Genomic DNA, 15873 nt, shown 5'->3' with positions numbered 1-15873 from the left:
ATGCCCGAGAACCAGCCTCCCGAGAACGATCCGTTCGCGGATCTCTACGGTCGCCTGCCCGACCCGCGCACCGGAGCACGCTCCTCCCGCCGCGCCGCCGCCTCGGGAGAGAACGCCCCGCCGTCGCGCCGCGCGGCTCGTGAAGCCCGGCGAGCGGCGACCGAGGCCACGCCGACGATCTCGCCGGAGCAGGCCGCCGAAGTCGCGCCATCCGTGCCTGCCGAGCGCGGAGCCGAACCCGCGCCGGCACCCCGAGTCGCGGACGCGCAGCCGCCTCTCGACCCGGCCGCTTCCTCCGAGCGGCCGCGAGCCTTCCCCGCCGAGCCGACGGACGCCCCGCGCAGCGGTTCGACGCCCGCCCCTCGTTCCGCAGCCGAGCAGTCGGCAGCTCGAGCGGAAGAGCACGCACCCGCGCGACGCGCTGATCACCCGTCATCGCAGACGACACGCGACACCGCTGCCGCGGGCGGCCGCGACGAGGCGGCGCCGGGGCCGCGCCGCAACGGTGCTTCTGCCGCGGCCTCCACGGCGGCAACGGAGCCGGCAGTCGCGGGCCGTGCCTCGCGCGCTGTGCGAGATCAGGCGCCTCGCACGACATCCGCGCAGAACACGCCCTCCGGCGCCGCCGCGCAGCCCGCCCGCGACACGCAGTCCGCCGCCTGGCAGGCCGCCGCCCGCCGCGCGGACGCTCCCCGCTCCGCCGAGACGCCTCACGCTCCCTCCTCGTCGCGCCGCACCGAGCCGGCTCGCGACCGCGAACCCGCCCTCGTCGGTCCCGGCGCGGCGGCTGCCGCCTCCGCCGCGCCGGGAGCCGCGGCATCCGGATCCCTCGAAGAGCTCTTCACCGGCGAGACCACCACGCAGCAGATCGGCTGGGCACCGCAGAAGCCCCCGAAACGGCGGCGTCATGTCGGTCGTTGGATCGCCCTCGCGATCGTGCTGATCCTCGTCGGCGGTGTCGCCGGCGGCGGGTTCGCCCTGTGGAACACCTACGGCGAACGGATTCAGGCATTCCTCGGCAATGGCGAGTCCCTCGACTACCAGGCCGGCCAGGCGACCGGTGAGGCACGCGTCACGATCGTGTCGGGCGACACGGGCCAGTCCGTCTCGCCGAAGCTCTTCGAGGCGGGCGTCACGAAAGCGTCCAACTCGCTCTACAAGTACATGGTCGACAACGCCGTGGGGTTCACGTTCCAGCCCGGCGTCTACAAGCTCCAGCAGCAGATGACCTCCGAGGCCGTGATCGCCGCGCTCCGGGACCCCGCCAACCGTCTCGACAACTCCGTGCAGCTGCGCGAGGGACTGACCCTGAAGCAGTCGCTCGACATCATCTCGGAGCAGACCGGCATCGCGCGAGCCGACCTCGACGCCGCGGTCGCGACCCCCGCGACCTACGGGGTGTCGGCCCCGACCCTCGAGGGCTGGATCTTCCCCGCGACCTATGACTTCGACGACGGCGTCACCGCCTCGCAGGTGATCGATCGTATGGTCAAGCGCACGATCGAGTCGCTGGACAAAGCCGGCGTCGCCCCGAACGATCGGGAGCGAATCCTCACGATCGCCTCGATCATCGAGCGCGAGGCCCGCAGCAGCGAAGACTTCTACAAGGTCTCGCGTGTCATCGAGAACCGTCTGCAGCCCGACAACACCGAGACGCACGGACTGCTGCAGATGGATTCCACCGCGCAGTACGGAGCGAACGAACTCGATGCTGGAGCCTCGTCGTCGAGCGCGAACGCCTTGAACAGCGACAACCCGTACAACACCTACAAGTACCCGGGACTTCCGGTCGGGCCGATCGCCAACGCCGGAGACCTCGCGATCGACGCCGCGATGCACCCCGTCGACGGCCCCTGGTACTACTTCACGACGGTGAATCTGTCGACCGGCGAAACCGTGTTCTCGACCACCTACGCCGATCAAGAGAAGGCTGTCGCGCAGTTCCAGCAGTGGTGCCGCGAGAATCCGAACGGCGGATGCTGACCGGCCGCCGCCTCGCCGTCTGGGGCGACCCGATCGCGCACTCGCGATCACCCCGACTGCACGCGGCGGCCTATGGCGTGCTCGGCCTCGACTGGGAGTACGGGCGTCGGCAGGTCGACGAGGCGCGCTTCGCCGACGCGGTGGAGGGGCTGGATGCCGACTGGCGCGGTCTTTCGCTCACCATGCCGTTGAAGCATGCCGCCGCCCGCTCCGCCGTCTTGCTCGATGACGATGCGCGCCTCGCGGGCGCCGTCAACACCTTCCTGCTGACCGAACGCGGGCCCCGAGGCTTCAACACCGACGTGGGCGGCTTGGCGCGCGCCCTCGACGAGATCGGCGTGCGCGAGCCCGGGGCGGTCCGCGTGCTCGGCGCCGGGGCGACGGCGACCTCCGCGGTGGTCGCCGCCGCCCGTGCGGGAGCCGGACTCATCGAGGTACGCGCGCGGCGGCCCGAGGCCGCCGCACCCCTCGTCGCCCTCGCCGATGCTCTGGGAGGCGTCGTTCGCGTCGTCGCCCTCGACGATCCCGAGTTCGCACCGGTGGACGCGACGATCGCAGCGCTACCGGGAGGCACCGACCTCGGCCGCGTCGCCGACCAGCTGGCATCCGTCTCCGGCCCGCTCGTCGACGTCGTCTACGGGGGCTGGCCGACCCCGCTCGCTCAGGCCTGGGAACGCGCGGGCGGCGAGGCGCACGACGGTCTCTCGATGCTGCTGCACCAGGCTCTGCTGCAGGTGCGCGTCTTCGTCGGAGGGGACCCCGCGATCGCCCTGGAGCACGAGACCGAGGTGCTGGCCGCAATGCGCACCGCGCTCATGGGAGACTAGGACCATGCTTCGCGTTCTCACCGCCGGCGAGTCCCACGGCCCCGAGCTGATCGCCCTCATGGAAGGGATGCCGGCCGGTGTCCCCATCTCTTCGGCGCAGATCCGCGCCGAACTGGCGCGCCGTCGCCTGGGATACGGCCGCGGTTCGCGCATGAAGTTCGAAGAGGACGAACTGTCGCTGTCCACGGGCATCGTGCACGGCTTCACGATCGGCAGCCCCATCGCGCTGCGCATCGGCAACACCGAGTGGCCGAAGTGGACCGAGGTCATGAGCCCTGAGCCCGTCGAGCTCTCCGACCGTTCGCGCGGGCGCGGCGCCGCCCTGACGCGGCCGCGCCCCGGCCACGCCGACCTCGTCGGCATGCAGAAGTACGGCTTCGACGAGGCGCGCCCGATCCTCGAGCGCGCCTCGGCCCGCGAGACGGCCGCGCGCGTGGCCCTGGGTGCCGTCGCCCGTTCGTTCCTGAACGAGCTCGGCATCCGGCTCGTCAGCCACACCCTCTCGATCGGTCCCGTCCGCGTCCCCGACGACGCGGAATTCCCCACGCCCGACGACGTCGACCGTCTCGACGCCGATCCGCTGCGCTGCTTCCACGCCGAGACGAGCGCCGCCATGGTGGACGAGGTCGACGATGCGAAGAAGTCCGGTGACACCCTCGGCGGCGTCGTCGAGGTCCTCGCCTACGGCCTTCCGCCGGGGCTGGGCTCCCACGTTCAGTGGGATCGTCGCCTGGATGCCAGGCTCGCTCAGGCACTCATGAGCATCCAGGCCATCAAGGGCGTCGAGGTCGGCGACGGCTTCCTCACCACCACCCGCCGTGGATCGCAGGCCCACGACGAGCTGTTCGCCACGGGCGACGGGATCACACGGTCGTCCGACCGGGCGGGCGGCACCGAGGGCGGCATGTCCACGGGGACCGTGCTCCGCGTGCGCGCCGGCATGAAGCCGATCGCGACGATCCCCAAGGCCCTCCGTACGGTCGATGTGGCGACCGGCGACACCGCGGCGGCACACCACCAGCGCTCCGATGTCTGTGCGGTTCCGGCAGCCGGTGTCGTGGCCGAGGCCATGGTCGCGATCACCCTCGCCGACGCCGTGCTCGAGAAGTTCGGCGGCGACAACATCGTCGAGACCCGCCGCAACGTCGAGACCTATCTCGCGAACCTGCCCGAGACGCTGCGCACGACCGACGCGTCCGACGCGGCGCTCCTCGCGCATGACCTCGCCTGAGCAGCCCCCCGCCGGCCCTGCCGTCGTGCTCATCGGTCCGATGGGCGCGGGCAAGACCAGCGTCGGGCGCCGCGTGGCGCGAGCGCTGGGCACGCCCTTCACCGATACCGACAAGCTCGTCGTCCGCGACCACGGCCCGATCCCGGCGCTGTTCGTCGCCCACGGAGAGCCGCACTTCCGCGCCCTCGAGCGCGAGGCGGTCGTCGAGGCCCTGGGTCGCGGCGGCGTGGTCGCGCTCGGCGGGGGAGCGGTCCTCGACCCGCTGACGCGCGAACGTCTGCGCGCGCACCGCGTCGTGCTGCTGACCGTGGCGCCGCACGTCGTGGCATCCCGGATCCACGGCGATGAACGGCCGTTGCTCGGCGGAGAAGACCCCGCCGCACGGTGGCAGCGCATCTTCGAAGAACGGCGGCCCGTCTACGAGCAGACCGCCGACATCGCATTCGACACCTCGTCGGGCCCGCTCGCGCGAGTCGTCGACGACATCGTGGCCTGGGCACGCCGTGTGCCGGCCGGAGAGACGGCATGACCGACACCACCACCATCAGCGTCGCCGGCGAGCCCGGCTACGACATCACGATCGGACGGGACCTTCTGTCCTCGCTCGGCGAGACGCTGCCCGCGGGCGCGCAGAAGGTGCTGGTGGTCCACCCGCCGACGCTCGCGAAGCAGGCCGAGGAGCTTCGCGCCCAGCTCATGGGCGATCGTCAGGTGCTGCTGGCCGAGATCCCGGACGCCGAGGCCGGAAAGCGCGTCGAGGTGGCGGCGTTCTGCTGGCAGGTCATGGGGCAGGCGGACTTCACCCGCACCGACGTCGTCGTCGGCTTCGGCGGGGGAGCGGTGACCGATCTGGCCGGTTTCGTCGCCGCGACGTGGCTCCGCGGCGTCGCTCTCGTGCAGGTTCCGACAACCGTGCTGGGAATGGTGGACGCCGCGGTGGGCGGCAAGACCGGCATCAACACCGCCGAGGGCAAGAACCTCGTCGGTGCATTCTGGCCGCCGGTCGCCGTGGTGTGCGATCTCGACCTGCTCGATACGCTGTCGAAGAACGAAGCGACCGCCGGCTTCGCCGAGGTGGTCAAGGCGGGCTTCATCTGGCACCCGGAGATCCTCGATCTGATCGAGGCCGATCCCGAGGGGATCGTGAACCCCCGCGGGGACGGCTTCCGTCGCTGCGTCGAACTCGCGATCGACATGAAGGCGCGCGTGGTCGGCGAAGACCTGCGCGAGGCGGGGTTGAGGGAAGTGCTGAACTACGGGCACACCCTCGGACACGCGATCGAGCACGCCGAGCGGTACCGCTGGCGTCACGGCGCGGCGATCTCGGTCGGCATGGTGTTCGCGGCCGAGCTGTCGCGCCTCGCCGGTCGGCTCTCGGATGACGTCGCTCAGCGCCACCGCACGGTGCTGGAGTCGCTCGGGCTTCCGACGACGTACCGGGCCGGGGCGTTCCAGACCCTCAAGGCGACGATGCAGCGCGACAAGAAGAGCCGCGGCAGCATGCTGCGCTTCATCGTGCTTGACGATCTCGCGCGTCCCACCGTGCTGCAGGCGCCCGATGAATCGCTGCTGTTCGCGGCATACCAGGAGGTCGGTGCGTGAGCATCGCCGTGCGCCGCGTGCGCGCGGATGAGGGCGGCCGCGTGCGCGAACTGCGACTGCGTGCGGTCAGCGACCCGGTGGCATCCATCGCCTTCCTCACCAGTTACGAGGAGGAGCAGGATCGCGATCCGGCCTTCTGGGACGAGCGTGCGGCGGGCGGCGCCACGGGATCGGCCGCGGCGATGTTCGTGGCCGAGGACGGCGACGCGTGGGTCGGATCGGTGACCGTGCTGGTGCGCCGTGTGGGAGATGTCGACCACACGGGGCGGCGGCTGGGTGCGGGGCGCGCCGACGTCGTCGGCGTCTACGTCGCCCCCGAGGCGCGGGGGAGCGGGGCGATCGACGCTCTCCTCGACGCCGCCGCGCACTGGAGCGCCGTCCAGGGCTTCGAGACCCTGTCTCTCGACGTGCACGTCGACAATGCCCGTGCCCAGGCCGTGTACCGGCGCGCGGGCTTCGCTCCGACGGGCGAGACCTTCACCGGTCCCATCGGCGCCGAACTCGCCATGAGTCGGTCGCTTCGCACGCTCTGACGCGCATTCCGCTGCGCGGACGGCCGCACGCACGTCGGATTACCGCGCTGTGATCGGGCCACCCCGCCCTCGTCTTCGAACCCCTTGCGAATCTCCGGATCGATGAGGCGCGCGACTGCCGAGGCGGTGGCATCCGGTCCTGATTCCGTCTCGAATCCGACGTCGAGCGCGGCCTTTCGAGATCACCCGCGCACGCCCCGCCCTCCGGAGAAGACGGGGCGTGCGCGTGTCGGTCAGACCGTCGAGGCGACGCGGCGCTCAGCGGCGAGCCCGAGCTGATCGGTCGGGACGTCCTTCGTCTCGCGGGCGGTGAGGGCACTCACCGAGGCGATCACGGCGATGACGGCGGTGAAGAGGCTGATGACGACCCAGCCGCCGGCTGATCCGCCGCCGAGGGCGGCGACGATGCTCGGAGCGAAGCCGGCCATGAGGAAGCCGAGCTGGGTGCCGATCGCCATGCCCGAGAAGCGGACCCGGACGCTGAACATCTCGCCGTAGAACGAGGGCCACACGGCGTTGGCCGCGGCGTATCCGCACGAGAACGTGAGGATCGCGAGACCGAAGGTGACCAGGTTGTTCCCGGCGCCCATCGACAGCATGTAGAACGGCATGAAGGCTGCCGACGACAGCGCCCCGTAGATGAAGACGGGCTTGCGGCCGATGCGGTCGGCGAGGGTGCCGAACAGCGGCTGCGTGAACAGTGCGACCACGTTGGCCACGACGACGAGCCACAGCGTGACGCTCGCGTCGAGACCCTCCTCCTTGCCGTAGGCGATCGCGAGGGTGCCGAAGACGGTCGACACCGCGGCGATGAACGCGCAGCAGATCACTCGCAGCACGTCGCGCCAGTGATTCTTCAGCAGCGGCACCAGCGGCATGCGGGCGATCTGACCGTCGGCCTTGGCCTGCTCGAACTCGGGCGTCTCGTGCAGGCTCCGTCGGATGAAGAACGCCACGATCACGACGACGGCGCTCAGCCAGAACGGCACGCGCCAGCCCCACGAGAACTTGATGTCATCGGGCAGGGCGACCACCGGGATGAAGATCAACGCCGCGAGGATCTGGCCGCCCTGGGTGCCGGTCAGCGTCCACGAGGTGAAGAACGAACGCCGCGAATCCGGAGCGTGCTCGAGGGTGAGAGACGACGCTCCCGCTTGCTCGCCGGCAGCAGAGAGACCCTGGGCGAGACGGCAGAGCACCAGCAGCACGGGGGCGAACCAGCCGATCTGCGCGAACCCGGGGAGACAGCCGATGACGAAGGTCGACAGCCCCATCAGCAGCAGGGTGAACATCAGCACCTTCTGGCGTCCGATGCGGTCGCCGAAGTGGCCGAGGATGATCGCGCCGAACGGGCGGGCGATGTAGGCGAACCCGAAGGTCGCGAACGACATCACCAGCGCCGCCTGGTCGCCCGAGGGGAAGAACACCGTCGGGAAGATGAGGGCGGCGGCGGAGCCGAACAGGAAGAAGTCGTAGTACTCCACGGCGCTTCCCATGAAGCTGGCCGTGGCCGCCCTCACGGGAGTCTTCCGCGTCGTTGCGGTGGTGGTCATGGACGAGTGCTCCTTAGCGGGCGAGGGCCGGATCGACGGGGGAGTCGGCGGCGACGAGGTCGAGGAAGTGAGCGGTCATACGGTCGGGATCGGGTCGCGTCCCGGTGATGAGGGCGAAGGCGGCGACGGCCTGGTGGACCGCCATGCGTCCGCCGCTCAGGGTGCGGCACCCGCGCTCGCGTGCGGTGACGAGAAGTTCGGTGTCGAGCGGGCGGTACACGATGTCGGCGACCCACAGCTCGGGGCGCAACAGGTCGGCGTCGAGGGGGAGGCCCGGGTGTTCGGCCATGCCGACCGGGGTGCAGTGCACGAGCCCGTCCGCGTCGGCGAGTACCGCGGGCAGATCGGCCGCAGAGGCCGTATCGACGGCGGCGAGCGGATGACGCCGGCCCAGGTCGTCCGCGAGAGCCGTCGCGCGAACCGGGTCGAGGTCGACGATGCTCAAGCGAGTGGTTCCGAGACGCAACAGGGCGTCGGCGACTGCCGAGCCAGCCCCTCCGGCGCCGAGCTGGACGACGTGTCGGGTACCGGCACCGGGGAGTCCGTCACCGAAGGCCGCGGCGAAGCCCGTCGTGTCGGTGTTGTAGCCCACACGACCGGCGGGTGTGAACAAGACCGTGTTGACGGCGCCGAGAGCGGCCGCGACAGGATCGACGCGGTCGAGGTGGGCGAGCACGCTCTGCTTACAGGGGTGCGTGACGTTGACGGCGTCGTACCCGAGTCGCTCGGCCCAGGCGAGGAGGTCGCCGATGCGGTCGGGGGCGATCCCCAGGGCGGTGAGGTCGAGGGGGCGATACACGTACGTGATTCCGAGGGCGCGAGCCTCAGCCATGTGCATCGGCGGCGTCAGCGAGGGCAGGACCCCCGTGCCGATGAGGCCGACGAGATACGGGTGCGCGTCGTTCACGGGACTCCTTCGTGTCCGCGAGGCGGTTATGTACTAACCGGTACGTTCAGAGGAAATCATGCCTCGCCGACGGTGTCAACGATCGATTCCGGCGCCGTAGCTGCCGACCGCGGTCGGCGCGCGGGGCGAGAGACCCGGACCGCCTCAGCGCGACGGCGCCGTCAGCCACCCGACCACGACGTCGCCGATGACCGCGCGCAGGTGCGTCCGCCGGTGGGGCGAGGAGAGGTCGACATCGAAGAGGTGCCCGAAGGTGTACTGATTAGCGACCTGGAACACGCAGTACGAGCTGATGACGAGGTGCACGTCGATCGCGTCGACGTCGGTCCGGAAGATCCCCGCCGCGCGCCCGCGCTCGAGGATGTCGTCGAGCAGCCCCTTCGCGGGCTGCGACAGGGTCCGCAGCCCCTCGATCTGGCGAATGAAGGCCCCGCGGTGGATGTTCTCGATAGCGACGAGGCGGATGAAGGCATCGTGGCCGACGTGGTGGTCGTAGGTGAGCTCGGCGAGGGCGCGGATGGCATCCACCGGGTCGGCGTGGTCGACGTCGATCGCGCGCTCAGCCTCGCGGATGCCGCGGTAGGCCTGTTCGAGCACGGCCCGATACAGACCGTCCTTGCTGCCGAAGTAGTAGTAGATCATGCGCTTGGTGGTGCGCGTGCGGGCCGCGATCTCATCGACGCGGGCACCCGAGTAGCCGTCTTCGGCGAACACCTCGGTCGCCACGGCCAGCAGCTCGGAGCGGGTGCGTTCGGCGTCTCGACGTGCCTCGGCCATGACCCCAACCTACTGGAGAGGGGAGTGGACCCCGTTTGTACTAACTGGTACATTCGGCCGCCATGAGGACCTCGATGGCGACCGTCTGCATCAGCGGCACCCTGGCCGACAAGCTCCACGCGTGCGCCGACGCCGGCTTCGACGGCGTCGAGATCTTCGAGCCCGACCTGCTCGCCGCGCCCGAGAGCCCCGAGGAGATCGCCGCCCTCGCCGGCAGGCTGGGGCTCGCTCTCGACCTGTACCAGCCGATGCGCGACGTCGAAGGCGTCGACGAGCCGGCCTTCGCCGCGGTCCTGCGCCGCGCGGAGGCGAAGTTCCGCCTCATGAACCGCCTCGGAATCGACCTCGTGCTGTGCTGCAGCAACGTCGCGACCGCGACGATCGACGACGACGCCGTCTCGGCCGCGCAGTTGCGGCGACTCGGCGATCTCGCCCGGGACTACGGCATCCGGATCGCCTTCGAGGCGTTGGCCTGGGGGCGCTTCGTCGACGACTACCGCCGCGCGTGGCGCATCGTCGAGCTCGCCGACCACCCCGCGGTGGGGGTGTGTCTGGACTCCTTCCACATCCTCTCGCGCGGGCACGACACCTCCGCGGTCGCCGACATCCCCTCGGAGAAGATCTTCTTCGTCCAGCTCGCCGATGCCCCGCGGCTCAGCATGGACGTGCTCTCGTGGAGTCGGCACCACCGCCTGTTCCCGGGCGAGGGCGACTTCGACCTCGTCGATTTCACCGCGCGAATCGTCTCGGCCGGGTACACCGGTCCGTGGTCGCTCGAGGTGTTCAACGACACGTTCCGACAGACCGACGCGCACCGGACGGCCCGCCACGCGCGCCGTTCGTTGCGCTGGCTCGAAGACGCGGTGTCGAGGGTGCTCCCGGATGCCGTGGACCGCGACGATCTGACGATGCTCCCCGACTCCGCGGCTCCCTCGGGAGTCGACTTCGTCGAGATCAAGGCGGAGGACACCTCGGCCGTCGAGGAGCTGCTCGGTCAGCTCGGGTTCACCTCGCGCGGACGCCACCGCACGAAGCCGGTGACGCTGTGGACCGCCGGCAACGCCCGCCTCGTGCTCAACGAGCAGCACGCGCGCGGCTGGGAGCCGCGGCTGGCTGCGGTGGGCCTCGAGGTCGACGACGCCGAGGCCGTGGACCTGCGCATGGACGAGCTGCACGTCCCTCGCGCCTACCGCCGCACCTACGCGAGCGAGGAACGCCTCGACGGCGCCGTCGCCCCGGACGGCACCGAGGTCTACTGGGCGCAGGCCGCCGACGAGGGCGAACCCGCCTGGGTCGCCGAGTTCGAGCATGGCGAGCCCGAGCGCGCCAGTGCCGTGGTGGGCGTCGACCACGTGAGTCTGTCGCAGCCCTGGCAGGCCATCGAGGAAGCGACGCTGTTCTACACCGCCGGCTTCGCCCTGCGGGTGGACAGCAGTACAGAGGTGCCGGGGCCGCAGGGTCTCGTCGCCAGCCGCGTTCTCGGCGCCCCCGGCGGCGGCGTCCGCCTTCCCCTCAACGTCGCCCCTCCGATCCTGGCCGGGGAGCGCGCCGGCGCCGCTCTGCCCCAGCACGTCGCGTTCGCGTGCAGCGATGTACGGGCCCTCGCCCGATCCGCCCGTGAGCGGGGCTTCGTCCCGCTGGCGATGCCCCGTAACTACTACGACGACCTCGCGGCGCGTTTCGAGATGACGGATGCCGCTGTCGACGAGTTACGCGAGCTGCACCTGGGGTACGACCGCGACCACGCGGGGGAGTACCTGCACTTCTACACGCGCACGATCGGCGAGGTCTTCCTCGAGTTCGTCGAGCGCGTGGACGACTACGCGGGCTACGGCGCGGGCACGGCCCCCGTGCGACTCAGCGCCCAGGGGCGGCGCTGATAGCGTGCCTGGCATGACCACCCCCCGCCGACTGCTGCTCGTCAACGGCCCGAACCTCAACCTGCTCGGGACCCGCCAGCCCGAGATCTACGGCCGCGACACCCTCGCCGACGTCGAACGCGTGACGACCGAGGCCGCCGAGAGGCACGGGCACGAGGTTCGCGCGATCCAGAGCAACCACGAGGGCGTGCTGATCGACGCGATCCACGCCGCACGACTCGACTGCGCCGGGATCGTCATCAACGCCGGAGGGCTGACGCACACCTCGGTCGCGCTGCGGGATGCGCTGGCATCCGTCTCCCTCCCCGTCGCCGAGGTGCACATCTCGAACATCACGGAGCGCGAGAGCTTCCGTCACTTCTCCTACATCGAAGACGTCGCCGTCGTGCACGTCATCGGCGAAGGGGTGCCCGGCTACGCGCGCGCCGTCGACCTGCTCATCGACGTGGTCGTGGGTCGGGCCGACGGCTGACGGCAGGGATCACGTAGACTCTGACGTCGGGCTCTCGCCCACTTCGACTCACGAAACGGAATATCGGCACTCATGGCATCCACTGCAGACATCAAGAACGGCGTCGTCCTGAACATCGACGGTCAGCTCTGGAGCGTCGTGGAGTTCCAGCACGTCAAGCCCGGAAAGGGCGGCGCGTTCGTCCGCACGAAGCTGAAGAACGTCATGAGCGGCAAGGTCGTCGACAAGACCTTCAACGCCGGCGCCAAGATCGAGACCGAGAACGTCGACCGCCGCGACTTCACGTACCTGTACAACGACGGCGACGGTTTCGTCTTCATGGACGTCGCCGACTACGACCAGATCACGGTCGGTGCCGCCACCGTCGGCGACGCCGCCAACTTCCTGCTCGAGAACCAGCAGGTGCAGATCGCCCTCAACAACGGCAACCCGCTCTACGTCGAGATGCCGCCGTCCGTCATCCTCGAGGTGACGTACACCGAGCCCGGCCTGCAGGGCGACCGCTCGTCGGCCGGCACCAAGCCCGCCACGGTCGAGACCGGCTACGAGATGCAGGTTCCCCTGTTCCTCGAGACCGGCACCAAGATCAAGGTCGACACTCGCACCGGCGAGTACCTCGGCCGCATCAGCTGACGGTGAGCGCCCGTACGAAAGCGCGCAAGCGCGCCCTCGACATCCTCTTCCAGGCGGACGTCCGCGGCGAAGAGCTGGCGATCATGCTGGCCACCGAAGCCAAGCGCGCGGCGAACGAGCCTGCTCGCGAGGCCTCGTGGCTGTACGCCCGCGACATCGTCGACGGCGTGATCGACAACCGCGACGCGATCGACGAACAGATCACCACGTTCGCGAAGGACTGGTCGCTTCAGCGCATGCCCGCCGTGGACCGCGCGCTGTTGCGCATGGGCACGTGGGAGATCCTCTACAACGACGAGGTGCCCACGGCCGTCGCGATCGATGAGGCCGTGGAGCTCGCCAAGGAGTTCTCGACCGATGACTCGGGATCGTTCGTGCACGGCGTGCTGGCGCGGATCGCGCGTTCGTCCTGACCTCGTGCGACGTGTTCCGACGCGGCCCCGACCTCTCGTCGGTGGCCGCGTCGCGTCGTTTCGCGGATGCCGCGATGTCGGAGCCCCCGGCCAGGATGGTGTCGTGACCTCGTGGCGCGACCTCGCCCCCGCGGGTGAGACGGCCGTGTTCGAGCCCCTCGCCCTCGGCGTCGAGCTGCGCCAGCGCGAGGCGTACGACCCGTCACGGTGGGAGGCGCGCGCGGTGGTGCCGGTCACGGCGCGGTCGCTGGCGAAGCGGCAGGACGACCTGCAACTGGTCGCGCGCCCTCTCGTGCGCGGCGCTCGCGACGCCTGGATCCGCGGAGACGCCTCGTGGGACGCCGTGCGTCGGTCCTCGGGGCGCTTCGACCCCGTGCAGGTCCGGTGGTTCGCCGAGCTCCACGCCCTCGCGCAGGCCCTGCGCACGGTGGGACCTTTCGCACCCTCGGGCGACACCGTCGCGCTCGATGCCGTCGACTCTCCCTTGCTCTGGCCGCACCTCGCGGCGGCCGAGGGACTCGGCATCCCTCTCGTTCCCCTGACCGCGCAGCAGCAGGTGAGCCTCGCGCGCGAGGCGTCGGCGCGGGTCGCCCTCGACGCCGTCGGCGGGGGAGCGCTGCGGGTGTCGGCGGCCCTCGAGATCGACGGACAGGCGAGGGATGCCGCGAACGCCCGCGCCATCGGCGGCTCGGGGCTGTTCGCGTTCGCGATCGACGTCGATCCGGTGCCGATCGTGCTCGCGGCGGTCGACCTGCCCGCTCCGCTGCCCTCGCTCATCGGTGCCCCTCCGGTGGAGGTGCCGTCGGGCGACGCCGCGGAATTCGTCGCCGAGGTGTATCCGCGTCTCGCGCGTCGCGCGCCCCTGTCGGTGGGTGCGGGGGTTCCCGCGCCCCCTCCCGCCCGTCCCACGCTCGAGGTGGGCGTTACCTACGCCGACGACGACGTGGCGTTCCGCCTGGACTGGGTCTACCCGGGCGGCGTCCGGGTCGCCTACGGCTCGGACGACGTCCACGCCGATCGCGACGTGCGCGCCGAGGCGCAGATCGGCGAGCGGTTCGAGACGGCGTGGATGACGGCATCCGATCTGCCGATCGCGGCGAGCGCGACCCTGCGCGACGCCGATGCGGCGGTCTTCGTGTCGCGGGTGCTTCCCGCCGTCGACGTGCTCGACGAGGTGCGGGTGCGCACGACCGGCACCGCACCGCCCTTCCGCGAGCTGCGGGGCGACCCGTCCCTGCGGATCACGGCGGTGGAGTCCCTCGACCGCGATTGGTTCGACCTGGGGATCGTCGTGACCATCGAGGGCCGCATGATCCCGTTCGGGATGCTGTTCTCGGCTCTGTCGCGCGGACGCACACGCGTCAAGCTCTCGGACGGCGCCTGGTTCTCGCTGGCTCACCCGGCGCTGCAGCGTCTGCGCGAGTTGCTGGACGAAGCCGCGACCCTCGACGAGTGGGAGACCGGTCCCCGCCTCCCGCGGACCCATCTCGCGCTGTGGGCGGAGTTCGAGGACCTCGCCGATCAGTCCGAGGCGGCGGTCGAGTGGCGGGGGTTGGCCCGGGCCCTGCTCGATGTCGCGGAGGTGCCCCCGGTGACCCCGCCCGCCGGATTCCTGGCCGACCTTCGCCCGTACCAGCGCGAGGGCCTGTCATGGCTCGCGCTGCTGCACGCGCACCGACTGGGGGGCATCCTGGCCGATGACATGGGGCTGGGAAAGACCCTGCAGTTGCTCGCGCTCATCGCCCACACCCGCGCTCTCGGCGAGACCCGCCCCTGGCTCGTGGTCGCCCCGACATCGGTGCTCCCCACCTGGCGCGACGAGGCCGCGCGCTTCGCCCCCGATCTGCGAGTCGCCGTCGTCGAGTCCACCTCGGTGCGCCGCGCGCATCCGATCGGCAGGATCGCTGCGGGCGTCGACATCGTGGTCGCCCCGTACGGGGTCGTGCGGGCGGATGCCGAGGAGTTCGGCGCTCCGCACTGGGCGGGCGTCGTTCTCGACGAGGCGCAGTTCGTGAAGAACCCCGCGACGCGGATCCATCGCGCGATCGCGGCGCTGACCACCGACGCGGTGTTCGCGGCGACCGGGACGCCGATCGAGAACGGCCTCGACGATCTGTGGGCTCTGCTGGCGCTCACGGCTCCGGGGCTGTTCCCCTCGATCCGGCAGTTCCGCGAGGACTACACGCGCGCAATCGAGCAGCTCCCCTCCGACGCACCGACCGCGCTGTCGGCGGCCGCGGCGAGCGCGCATCGCGAGAAGACCCTGGAACGCCTGCGTCGACGGGTACGACCGTTCCTGCTCCGACGCACGAAAGACATCGTGGCATCCGATCTCCCTCCCAAGCAGGAGCAGGAGATCGCCGTGCCCCTCGGGCCCGCCCACCAGGAGCTCTACGATCGCGTGCTGCAGCGCGAGCGGCAGAAGGTGCTGGGTCTGCTCGACGACCTCGACCGGCAGCGGTTCATCGTGTTCCGCTCGCTGACGCTGCTGCGCATGCTCGCCCTCGCCCCCGGGCTCGTCGACGAGCGCGATGCGCACCTCGGGTCGGCCAAGCTCGATGTGCTGCTCGAGCGTCTGGTCGAGGTGGCGGCCGAGGGGCACCGGGCCCTCGTGTTCAGTCAGTTCACGTCGTTCCTCGATCTCGCCGCCGAGCGGCTCCGCGCGGCCGGGCTCGACTACGCGCACCTCGACGGGTCGACCGCCCGACGGGGCGAGGTCGTCGAGGGATTCCGCGGGGGAGACGCTCCGGTGTTCCTCATCAGCCTCAAGGCCGGCGGTTTCGGTCTGACCCTCACCGAGGCCGAGTACGTGTTCGTCCTCGACCCGTGGTGGAACCCCGCGGCCGAGAATCAGGCGATCGATCGCGCGCACCGTATCGGGCAGACCCAGAGCGTGTTCGTGTACCGCCTCATCGCCGCCGGCACGGTCGAAGAGAAGGTCCGGGCTCTGCAGCACCGGAAGGCGGCGTTGTTCGACGCGGTGATCGACGACGAGGACGCGTTCGCCGCGTCTCTCGACGCGGACGACATCCGGGGGCTGCTCGGGCCGTAGGGGGTGAAGA

The 15873-nt window shown here is 70.7% G+C and carries 14 protein-coding genes; 11 read left to right on the top strand and 3 right to left on the bottom strand.

What is annotated here, in order from left to right; all coding sequences use genetic code 11:
* From mltG to NE358_RS07590, 6 genes are read left to right on the top strand one after another with little or no spacing between them, the layout of a single operon-like run.
* The gene (mltG, locus tag NE358_RS07615; RefSeq protein ID WP_289942511.1) at window positions 1–1983 is read left to right on the top strand and encodes an endolytic transglycosylase MltG; all 1983 of its coding nucleotides are present in this window, start codon (window positions 1–3) and stop codon (window positions 1981–1983) included.
* Window positions 1977–2810, top strand: coding sequence for a shikimate dehydrogenase (locus NE358_RS07610; RefSeq protein ID WP_289942510.1), 834 nt, complete (start codon window positions 1977–1979; stop codon window positions 2808–2810). The genes mltG and NE358_RS07610 overlap by 7 nt, the downstream gene beginning before the upstream one ends.
* A 4-nt stretch (window positions 2811–2814) precedes the next feature.
* Window positions 2815–4041 carry a chorismate synthase gene (gene aroC / locus NE358_RS07605; protein WP_116239765.1) on the top strand — a complete coding sequence of 409 codons (1227 nt, stop codon included), beginning with the start codon at window positions 2815–2817 and terminating at the stop codon, window positions 4039–4041.
* Window positions 4028–4570 carry a shikimate kinase gene (locus NE358_RS07600; protein WP_103209522.1) on the top strand — a complete coding sequence of 181 codons (543 nt, stop codon included), beginning with the start codon at window positions 4028–4030 and terminating at the stop codon, window positions 4568–4570. Before aroC ends, NE358_RS07600 begins: the two co-directional genes overlap by 14 nt.
* On the top strand, window positions 4567–5643 hold the full coding sequence (gene aroB / locus NE358_RS07595) for a 3-dehydroquinate synthase (RefSeq protein WP_289942509.1): 1077 nt from the start codon (window positions 4567–4569) through the stop codon (window positions 5641–5643). The genes NE358_RS07600 and aroB overlap by 4 nt, the downstream gene beginning before the upstream one ends.
* Entirely contained in the window at window positions 5640–6176 is a 537-nt protein-coding gene (locus tag NE358_RS07590) for a GNAT family N-acetyltransferase (RefSeq protein ID WP_289942508.1), read from the top strand. The genes aroB and NE358_RS07590 overlap by 4 nt, the downstream gene beginning before the upstream one ends.
* Before the next feature lie 233 nt (window positions 6177–6409).
* Here NE358_RS07590 and NE358_RS07585 read toward each other — a convergent pair whose 3' ends face one another.
* The 3 genes from NE358_RS07585 to NE358_RS07575 form a co-directional block, all read right to left on the bottom strand.
* Entirely contained in the window at window positions 6410–7729 is a 1320-nt protein-coding gene (locus tag NE358_RS07585; RefSeq protein WP_103209530.1) for an MFS transporter, read from the bottom strand.
* Window positions 7730–7742: 13 nt separating this feature from the next.
* Window positions 7743–8636 carry a shikimate dehydrogenase gene (locus NE358_RS07580; protein WP_116239763.1) on the bottom strand — a complete coding sequence of 298 codons (894 nt, stop codon included), beginning with the start codon at window positions 8634–8636 and terminating at the stop codon, window positions 7743–7745.
* Window positions 8637–8780: 144 nt separating this feature from the next.
* Window positions 8781–9413: a TetR/AcrR family transcriptional regulator gene (locus NE358_RS07575; protein ID WP_289942507.1), complete on the bottom strand. Its 633-nt coding sequence runs from the start codon at window positions 9411–9413 to the stop codon at window positions 8781–8783.
* A 62-nt stretch (window positions 9414–9475) separates the two neighbouring features.
* On the opposite strand from NE358_RS07575, the gene NE358_RS07570 reads away from it, so the two are divergent.
* From NE358_RS07570 to NE358_RS07550, 5 genes are all read left to right on the top strand, one after another.
* Window positions 9476–11293: a sugar phosphate isomerase/epimerase and 4-hydroxyphenylpyruvate domain-containing protein gene (locus NE358_RS07570; protein ID WP_289942506.1), complete on the top strand. Its 1818-nt coding sequence runs from the start codon at window positions 9476–9478 to the stop codon at window positions 11291–11293.
* A gap of 13 nt (window positions 11294–11306) precedes the next feature.
* The gene (locus NE358_RS07565) at window positions 11307–11765 is read left to right on the top strand and encodes a type II 3-dehydroquinate dehydratase (protein WP_103209540.1); all 459 of its coding nucleotides are present in this window, start codon (window positions 11307–11309) and stop codon (window positions 11763–11765) included.
* Between the two features lie 72 nt (window positions 11766–11837).
* Window positions 11838–12398 carry an elongation factor P gene (efp, locus tag NE358_RS07560; RefSeq protein WP_056231743.1) on the top strand — a complete coding sequence of 187 codons (561 nt, stop codon included), beginning with the start codon at window positions 11838–11840 and terminating at the stop codon, window positions 12396–12398.
* 2 nt (window positions 12399–12400) lie between these two features.
* Complete coding sequence (nusB, locus tag NE358_RS07555; RefSeq protein ID WP_103209542.1) at window positions 12401–12811, top strand: transcription antitermination factor NusB; 411 nt, start codon at window positions 12401–12403, stop codon at window positions 12809–12811.
* A gap of 103 nt (window positions 12812–12914) precedes the next feature.
* On the top strand, window positions 12915–15863 hold the full coding sequence (locus tag NE358_RS07550; protein ID WP_289942504.1) for a DEAD/DEAH box helicase: 2949 nt from the start codon (window positions 12915–12917) through the stop codon (window positions 15861–15863).
* Window positions 15864–15873 lie beyond the last annotated feature (10 nt).

The organism is Sphingomonas sp. G5, from assembly GCF_052660795.1.
The sequence above is the reverse complement of the archived record's forward strand: the minus strand, read 5'-3'. Positions and strand labels throughout refer to the sequence as shown.